The 8,117-nt window shown below is 36.4% G+C and carries 4 protein-coding genes and 5 pseudogenes; 3 read left to right on the forward strand and 6 right to left on the reverse strand.

The window, feature by feature from the left end; translation table 11 throughout:
- Positions 1–48: 48 nt before the first annotated feature.
- From JCM13188_RS16990 to JCM13188_RS17005, 3 pseudogenes are all read right to left on the reverse strand, one after another.
- Positions 49–1,291, reverse strand: a pseudogene (locus JCM13188_RS16990) (DNA polymerase IV).
- A gap of 212 nt (positions 1,292–1,503) precedes the next feature.
- A pseudogene (locus JCM13188_RS17000) lies at positions 1,504–2,075 on the reverse strand (cobalamin-dependent protein); the annotation flags it as partial.
- Positions 2,076–2,096: 21 nt separating this feature from the next.
- Positions 2,097–3,720, reverse strand: a pseudogene (locus JCM13188_RS17005) (acyl-CoA mutase large subunit family protein).
- Between the two features lie 190 nt (positions 3,721–3,910).
- Here JCM13188_RS17005 and JCM13188_RS19955 point away from each other — a divergent pair.
- Positions 3,911–4,060, forward strand: a complete 150-nt coding sequence (locus tag JCM13188_RS19955; protein ID WP_279402054.1) for a DUF4044 domain-containing protein — start codon at positions 3,911–3,913, stop codon at positions 4,058–4,060.
- 30 nt (positions 4,061–4,090) lie between these two features.
- Here JCM13188_RS19955 and JCM13188_RS17010 read toward each other — a convergent pair.
- From JCM13188_RS17010 to JCM13188_RS17020, 3 genes and pseudogenes are all read right to left on the reverse strand, one after another.
- Positions 4,091–4,617: pseudogene (locus JCM13188_RS17010) on the reverse strand (transcription repressor NadR).
- Positions 4,604–4,906 (reverse strand): aminotransferase class V-fold PLP-dependent enzyme, encoded by a 303-nt coding sequence (locus JCM13188_RS17015; RefSeq protein WP_369405129.1) that lies wholly within the window; start codon positions 4,904–4,906, stop codon positions 4,604–4,606. The pseudogene JCM13188_RS17010 and the gene JCM13188_RS17015 overlap by 14 nt, the downstream one beginning before the upstream one ends.
- Complete coding sequence (locus JCM13188_RS17020) at positions 4,885–5,688, reverse strand: cysteine desulfurase family protein (RefSeq protein ID WP_054755027.1); 804 nt, start codon at positions 5,686–5,688, stop codon at positions 4,885–4,887. Before JCM13188_RS17020 ends, JCM13188_RS17015 begins: the two co-directional genes overlap by 22 nt.
- A gap of 192 nt (positions 5,689–5,880) precedes the next feature.
- Between JCM13188_RS17020 and nadC the strand changes: the two are divergent.
- Together nadC and nadA are read left to right on the forward strand one after the other, a co-directional pair.
- Positions 5,881–6,699 (forward strand): annotated as a pseudogene (nadC, locus tag JCM13188_RS21895) (carboxylating nicotinate-nucleotide diphosphorylase).
- A 13-nt stretch (positions 6,700–6,712) separates the two neighbouring features.
- Entirely contained in the window at positions 6,713–7,813 is a 1,101-nt protein-coding gene (gene nadA / locus JCM13188_RS17030; protein WP_054755028.1) for a quinolinate synthase NadA, read from the forward strand.
- Positions 7,814–8,117 lie beyond the last annotated feature (304 nt).

Genomic DNA, 8,117 nt, shown 5'->3' on the forward strand with positions numbered 1-8,117 from the left:
AAAAGTCCGTACGATTTCGTACGGACTTACTTATTGAGTTATTTGGTACTACTCTTCTCGTTCTTTTTTATAGTCGTTTAGAAAATCTTTTTGAAAACTAGTGCTGATATTAGGTTTTGAATCATTTAATTTCACAAAGACATTCTTTCCGTATTTTTCTTTAATTTGATCCATAGCTAAGTATAATTTCTCTTTTTCCGCTTCTTCTTCATAACTAAATAAGTCCAGTTGTTTGTAAAGTTCATCCTTTGACGTTAACTGTTGAGCTGTTACACCTAATAGACGAATCGGTTCTTCATTCCAATGCTCCTGAAATAGATTTTTAGCTAACGAAACAATCTCTTCTTTAGTCTCAATATATTCTTTAAGCTGCTTACTACGCGTAATTGTTTTCCGATCATGGTATCGAATCATGATTTGAATATTTTCTGTTACAACATTTTTATATTTTAAACGTTGCTCCACTTTTTCAGAAAGCTGGTCAAATACTTTATATATGCTAGGTAAATCAGTCATGTCATAAGGTAACGTCGTTGAATTTCCAATACTTTTAAACTCATTTACAGCATCAGGATCAACTGGTCTATGGTCAATTCCATTAGCTCGTTGATGTAACCTCTCACCGTTAACCCCGAGTAAATTTTTTTAATGTTAAAACATTCGTTTCAGCTAGATCGCCTATTGTATTAATTTCAATTAGCTTTAACTTTTCAGCAGTCTTTTGTCCGACCCCATACATTTCATGAATATCTAGTGGCCAAAGCTTTTGTTGTATCTCTCGTTTTCTTAATACTGTAATTCCCATTGGTTTCTTCATATCAGAAGCCATCTTGGCTAAAAATTTATTGGGTGCTATCCCTATGCTGCAAGGGAGATCAAGTTCATTTAAAATACGTTTTTGTAACTGTTCCGCAAATTGAATAGGGTTTTCATCACCCATATAATCGGTCAAATCCATAAATCCTTCATCAATGGATACTGGCTGTACTATTGGAGTGGTTTCAGAAAGAATCGAAAATATATGTTTTGATGCTTCGCGATACCGATCAAATTTCGGTCTTAATACAATTAATTCTGGACAATGGTCATATGCTTGCCATAACGGCATCGTCGTTTTGACCCCTCGTTTTCTGGCTTCATAACTACTAGTAACGACAATCCCACGCCTCTCGTCAGGATTTCCTGCTATGGCAACGGGTTTGCCCTTTAATTCAGGTCGATAAGCCATTTCCACGGAAGCATAAAAACTATTCATATCCACATGAAAGATAATTCTTCCCTTTTGTTTCATCAAAACCACCCAATGTATTAAATAAAATTAATAACCTTAATTATAACAAAAGTGCTTGGCATTCAAAAAACACCAAGCACTTTAACATTTACTGATTAGCAGCTTCAATAGCAATTGAAGTGACTAATTCAGATATTTTAATAAGTTCAGAAACAGGCATTCGTTCATTCGTTGTATGAATGTTTTCATATCCTACACAAAGATTGACAGTATGGTTCAAGAAGTTCAATGGCACTTTCTCCAATCTTAAAGAAAGCGACCTTCACATTTTCTGAATTCACTTCTTCAGTACCTTTAAATGTTAACCCTAATTGATCTCGGTAAAAAGGAATGGTCTTCTCTAAGTTAGAAACAGCTATTCCGATATGGGCAATCTTATTCATATAGCTTCACCACTTACTAACTCTTTTATATACGTTGCAATATCAGTTGTTGGGGTACCTGAAGTAAAAATCTTATTAACTCCTTTTTCTTCTAAATAAGGTACATCATCTTCTGGTATCACGCCCCCACCAATGACGGGAATATCATCTGCACCTCTGTTTTTTAACTCTTCTACAACTTTAGGAAATAACGCCTTATGACCTCCGGAAAGAGAAGATAATCCTACGACATCTACGTCTTCTTGAATGGCAGCTTGAGCAATTTGCTGAGCTGATTGTCTTAAACCAGTATAAATGACTTCCATACCACTATCTCTTAAAGCTTGGGCAATAACTAAAGCGCCACGGTCATGGCCATCTAGGCCTGGTTTTGCAATGAGTACTCTTATTTTTTGATTCATTCAATTCCCCTCCAAATCACATTATGCTCCAGTAAACTCTCCAAATTCATCTCTTAGTACATTACAAATTTCTCCGACGGTTGCATAAGACCGAACTGCATCTAAAATAAAAGGCATTAGATTAACATGGTCATCTTTAGCAGCCTGTTTAAGAGCATCTAATTTATCTTCAACTTCCGATTGATTACGATTAGATCGGACTTTTGTACCTGTTTTACTTGATTTTTTTCTAGTTGTTCATCCACTTTTAGTAGATCTGCTTGCAGTTCTTCTTCTAATTGAAATTCGTTTAGACCCACAATGATATCTTCTTTTGATTCAATTCGTTTTTGTGCTTCATATGCCGCTTGATGAATTTCTCGTTGCATATAGCCATCTTCCACAGCTTGTACAGCTCCACCCATTTCATCAATACGATCAATATATGCCCACACTTCTTTTTCAATTTGATCAGTCATATCTTCAATAAATAAGAACCTGCAAGTGGGTCAACAGTGTCAGCAACTCCACTTTCATGAGCAATGATTTGTTGCGTTCTAAGAGCAATACGAGCTGACTCCTCAGTTGGTAATGCTAATGCTTCATCTCTTGAGTTAGTATGAAGGCTTTGTGTACCACCTAATACAGCAGATAGAGCTTGAAGTGCCACACGAACAATGTTGTTATCAGGCTGCTGAGCTGTTAATGTTGAACCACCTGTCTGAGTATGAAAACGTAATCTTAAGCTTTTTTTCATCTTTAGCATTGAATTTTTCTTTCATTATTTTGGCCCAAATACGGCGTGCAGCTCTAAATTTAGCCGCTTCTTCAAAGAAATTATTATGAGCATTAAAGAAAACGCGAGTCTTGGTGCAAATTGGTCTACATCTAAACCGCTTTCAATAGCCGCTTTGACATAAGCTATACCATTCGCTAAAGTAAACGCGACCTCTTGAACAGCTGTTGAACCAGCCTCACGAATATGGTAACCAGAAACACTAATCGTGTTGAATTTAGGTACTTCTTTAGCACAGTACTCAAATATATTGGTAATTAATCTCATAGACGGCTTTGGCGGATAAATGTAAGTTCCTCGAGCTATATATTCTTTTAAAATATCATTTTGAATGGTACCAGTAATTTTCTCTTTCGGTACGCCTTGCTTCTCTGCGACTGCAATATACATACAAAGCAAAACAGAAGCAGGAGCATTAATCGTCATTGAAGTACTAACCTTATCTAACGGAATCCCTTCGAGTAATGTTTCCATATCTTCTAAAGAATCAATCGCTACTCCAACTTTACCGACTTCTCCTTCTGCCATAGGATCATCAGAATCATAGCCAATTTGGGTCGGCAAATCAAATGCGACAGATAAGCCAGTTTGTCCTTGATCAAGCAAGTAACGAAAACGATTGTTTGTCTCTTTTGCAGAACCGAATCCAGCATATTGCCTCATCGTCCAAAAACGGCTTCGATACATTCCTGGTTGAATCCCTCTAGTGTATGGATACTGACCCGGAAATCCTAACTTTTCTATGTAATCCTCTTCTAAAGCTTCTTGCTTCGGTAAATAAAGTGCATCAATTTCTAATTCTGAACTATTAACAAATGAGTCCTTGCGCTCTGGAAAACGCTCCTGGGCTTTAGTAAGTTTTGTTGCCATGCTTGTTTCGCTTCATCATATTGTTTCCCCATACGTTATTCTCCCTTCAAGCTAATCAAATTCGCTAATTAAATCTATTTTTAAGAATTTTCTTTCCTATTTCTATTTTAAAGGAAAGTTTCATCTTGTCCAATCCTTCATTTTCTTTTACAATAAACTATAGCGTATTATTTTAGGGGAGGAATCCATCGTGTCTAACAAACAGAAGAAAAAGCAGCCACAAGCTCCTTTTTCATCAAGAAGAAGAAAACGTTCAACGTTAACAACTGTTGTTATTTGGTTGATGATTATCGCCATGCTGCTTTCCACATTTACATTTGCGGCTGCTATGTTTATATAATAACGAAAAGAAAAGGTATGAGCAGAGTGCTCATACCTTTTTATTAACTAAAAATCCTGCTTCTTCTAAAGCCTGTTCAGCTTGTTCTAATAATTCCTCACGATCGGCTTTTATCGTGTGTAAATGAATTCCATCGGTTAATTCGGATAATAATGAAGCTTTGGACGAGTCGATATGCTTAACAAAAGTCTCGACTTCTTTTCGGTTTGATATTCTTAATTGTCCTGTAAACTCCCCATATACAGGATGATCTACCGACACATCCTTAACAAACACACCGTGATCAACTAAAATGTTTAACTCCTTCTCCGTATCCTCTGGCTTATGATAACAAGCAATTGTTTTTTCAAAACCACGGTCCTCTTGAGTATCTTTCATATAGATATATCCTTGACTCGTTGCAAGTATCGGTTCATTTTTGCCTTAAGTAAAGCCATATCACCAACTATGACCTGCCTGCTAACCCCAACTTTGTCAGCAATTTGCCTTCCTGATAAAGGTTCTTCAGAATTTAATAATAAGGACAATATATAATCCCTTCGCTCATCGGCTGTCATTTTCTGTTTTGGCACTCACTTTACCTCCTTTGAAATCTTTCGTCATCTTAATTAAAAAATGAGAAAGCGATATGATGTCTTCTTCAGTTGTATGTGTTCCTAATGATATTCGGAAAAACTCTTTCCCTTGTTCAGCAGTGACTGATAATGCTTTTAATGCGTTCGCCGTTTTATTATATTTTACATCACAAGCACTTCCAGTTGAAATTGCAAATCCATTTCGATTACATTCTAACATGACCCACTGACCTTCAATGCCATTAATTCCTAATCCAATAATAGATGGAATTTGCGCTTGATCAGTATTGCCATCGTCAAATCATTATGAATGACCTCTAACTCATTTATTAACTGATTCCTAAGTTTACTTAGTCTAGTTTCTTCAAAAGTCTGCTGCTTTATAATTTCGTAAGCAGCAACAGTAAATGCTGCAACACTTGGTAAATCAATCGTATTTCCTTTTAATAATAGTCTTTCAATGCCCTTATTGTTAGCTTCATTTAAATATAGTAACCCTACTCCCTTAGGTCCATAAACCTTATGGGACGACACACTTAAACTATCAACTCGTTCAGGTAGATGTGATAGCTTTAATCTTCCGAAACTCTGCACAGCATCGACATGAAAAAACACACCATTTTGTTTACAAATGTTTGCGATTTCTTCTACTGGCTGTATCGTTCCAATTTCTCCATTTACATGTTGAACAATAACTACTGCCGTATCGTAACGTAATTCTGAATTTAATTCAGTTAGATCTACCTGACCATTTTGGTTAAAAGACAAATAGGTCACGTTATAGCCTTCTCGCTCTTTTTGATGACACATTTCAATAATAGAATTGTGCTCAGCTTGTGATACAATGATGTGCTTTCCGTGGTGCCTTTTTAATAAGCTTTCAATAGCTAATATATTAGCTTCAGACCCGCCTTTAGTAAAGAACAATTGATCCGGATTTGAACCAATTAAACTTCCTAAATGAGTTCTACACTGATCATAAAGTTGTTTAGATTGCTCACCCATCTCATGAAGACTGTTTGTGTTCGCATAATACTTTTGAGATACAGACACAAACGTTTAATAGCCTCTTCACTCATAGGAGTTGTTGCAGCATAATCGAAGTATTTCATCAAATCATTCCCCATTACTTTTCATTACTCTCTTGTCATTTATTTAATTATATGTAAATATAGATGTCAAGACAGGTGTAAAATTTTATTAACATATATGTCAAAGGGGGTAGGTTACGATGAATAGGTTGCAATTAAAAAACAAATAGAAGAATTTTTTATAGAAGATATTGGATATAAAAGACTTAACGTCAGACTCCATTTTTGAGAATCAAGAAGGACAATTACAGATTGTTTCGAAATCGAATGGGATTTTGTGGAGAGGATATTATTAGAGTTGGTTATTCATCTATAAATCCTCTAATAGAAGTAAAATCTTTCGTTCATGACGGTGATCAAGTTGAAGTAGGTCAAATGGTGGCACAAATATCGGGGCCCGTTAAAGACTTACTCACTGGTGAAAGAGTTGTTCTAAATTTAATACAACGGATGAGCGGGATTGCAACTAAGACAAATTCAGCTGTCAAACTATTAAATAGCAGACATACGCGCATAAGTGATACAAGGAAAACAACACCTGGATTAAGAATGCTAGAAAAATACGCTGTTACAAAAGGTGGTGGTATTAACCATCGTTATGGCTTAGATCATGCTGTCATGATTAAAGATAATCATATCGCTTTTGTGGATCGATTACAGAAGCAGTACATAAAGTACAAAACAAGTTGGTCACATGATAAAAGTCGTTGTTGAAGTTGAGGATCAACACCAAGTACTTGAAGCTGTTGATGCAAATGTTGATTGCATATTATTAGACAATATTGAGGTAAAGGATTTGCCTGATTTATTAAACCTCATCCCTACTACCGTTTTGACAGAAGTATCTGGCGGCATCACACTTCAAGACTTACCTAAATATTCGAATCTACCGGTTGATGTCATTTCATTAGGATGTTTAACACACCAAATTGAATCATTGGATATTAGTGCAGATGTAAAAATTTATGCTTAAGGGGGCATTAACAATGAATTTATTAACTCAAATGGAACAATCGATTTCTACTTTACCTGACCAATATAAAAACATGAATTCTGATGAGCTTAACGATTTAGTCTCAAAGATTAAGCAAAATTTAGGCGATGAATTGTTTATTCCAGGCCATCATTATCAAAAAGAGGAAGTCATGAAGTTTGCTGATGCTAGGGGTGATTCCCTTCAATTAGCACAATTATCTGCCAATACGACTGCTAAATACATCGTTTTCTGTGGGGTTCATTTTATGGCTGAAACAGCTGATATTTTATCAAGTGATCACCAGTCCGTTTACTTACCTGACCTTAGAGCTGGTTGTTCAATGGCGGATATGGCTGATATCAAACAAACTGAAGTGGCTTGGGACGAACTAACTAGCAAGTTTGGAGATACGATCTTGCCCATGACTTATGTAAATTCAACTGCCGCCATAAAATCATTTGTTGGTCAAAACGGCGGAACAACGGTTACGTCTTCAAATGCTAAAAGAGTTATGGAATGGGCCTTCACTCAGAAAGAGCGCCTTTTATTCCTTCCAGATCAACACCTTGGCAGAAATACAGCTTACAACTTAGGTATTCCACTTGATCAAATGGCGGTTTGGAATCCTATAACCGAGACTTTAATTTATGAAGGAGACTTACAGAATATCAAAGTTATACTCTGGAAAGGTCATTGTTCTGTTCATGAGAATTTCACCGAACATAACATCAAGCAGGTCAGAAATGAACACCCAGACATGTCAGTCATCGTACATCCAGAATGCAGAAGAGAAGTTGTAGCATTATCAGATTATAATGGTTCAACGAAATATATAATTGACACGATTGAAAACGCACCATCTGGTACAAAATGGGCTATTGGAACCGAAATGAATTTAGTTAAACGACTCATTAAGGAACATCCAGATAAACAAATTATTTCTTTAAATCCTCATATGTGCCCATGTCTAACGATGAACCGTATCGATCTGGCTCACCTTGCTTGGAGCTTAGATTCTATTGAACAAGGTAACCCTGTTAACCAAATAAAGGTGAATGAAGAAGTGTCCTATTATTCGAAACTTGCTTTAGATCGAATGTTAAGTCTTTAACAGAAAAGCCTAGAAGACACTGAAACTGTACCCTGAAAAGTTAAAAGTTAAAAAAACTAGACAGCTAAAAGAATGGTCTCGCTACTGATTCGGGATCAACTTTTTGGCTCTACAATTTTTCATGTCTTGGTTCTTTTACTGAAAACTTTTAGGCCTTCCCTTTCCGCGGGCGATCCGAGAGCCTCCTCGAACGCCACTACGTAACGTTCTGTGGGGTCTCGCCTGGCTCGCTTTCCCGCAGGAGTGTCAGGCCAACCTGAAAAGCAAATACTCCAAATCTTAACCAGCATTGGAAATACACGAG

Source organism: Piscibacillus salipiscarius JCM 13188 (assembly GCF_001311865.1).
GTDB classification, from domain to species: Bacteria; Bacillota; Bacilli; order Bacillales; family Alkalibacillaceae; genus Piscibacillus; species Piscibacillus salipiscarius.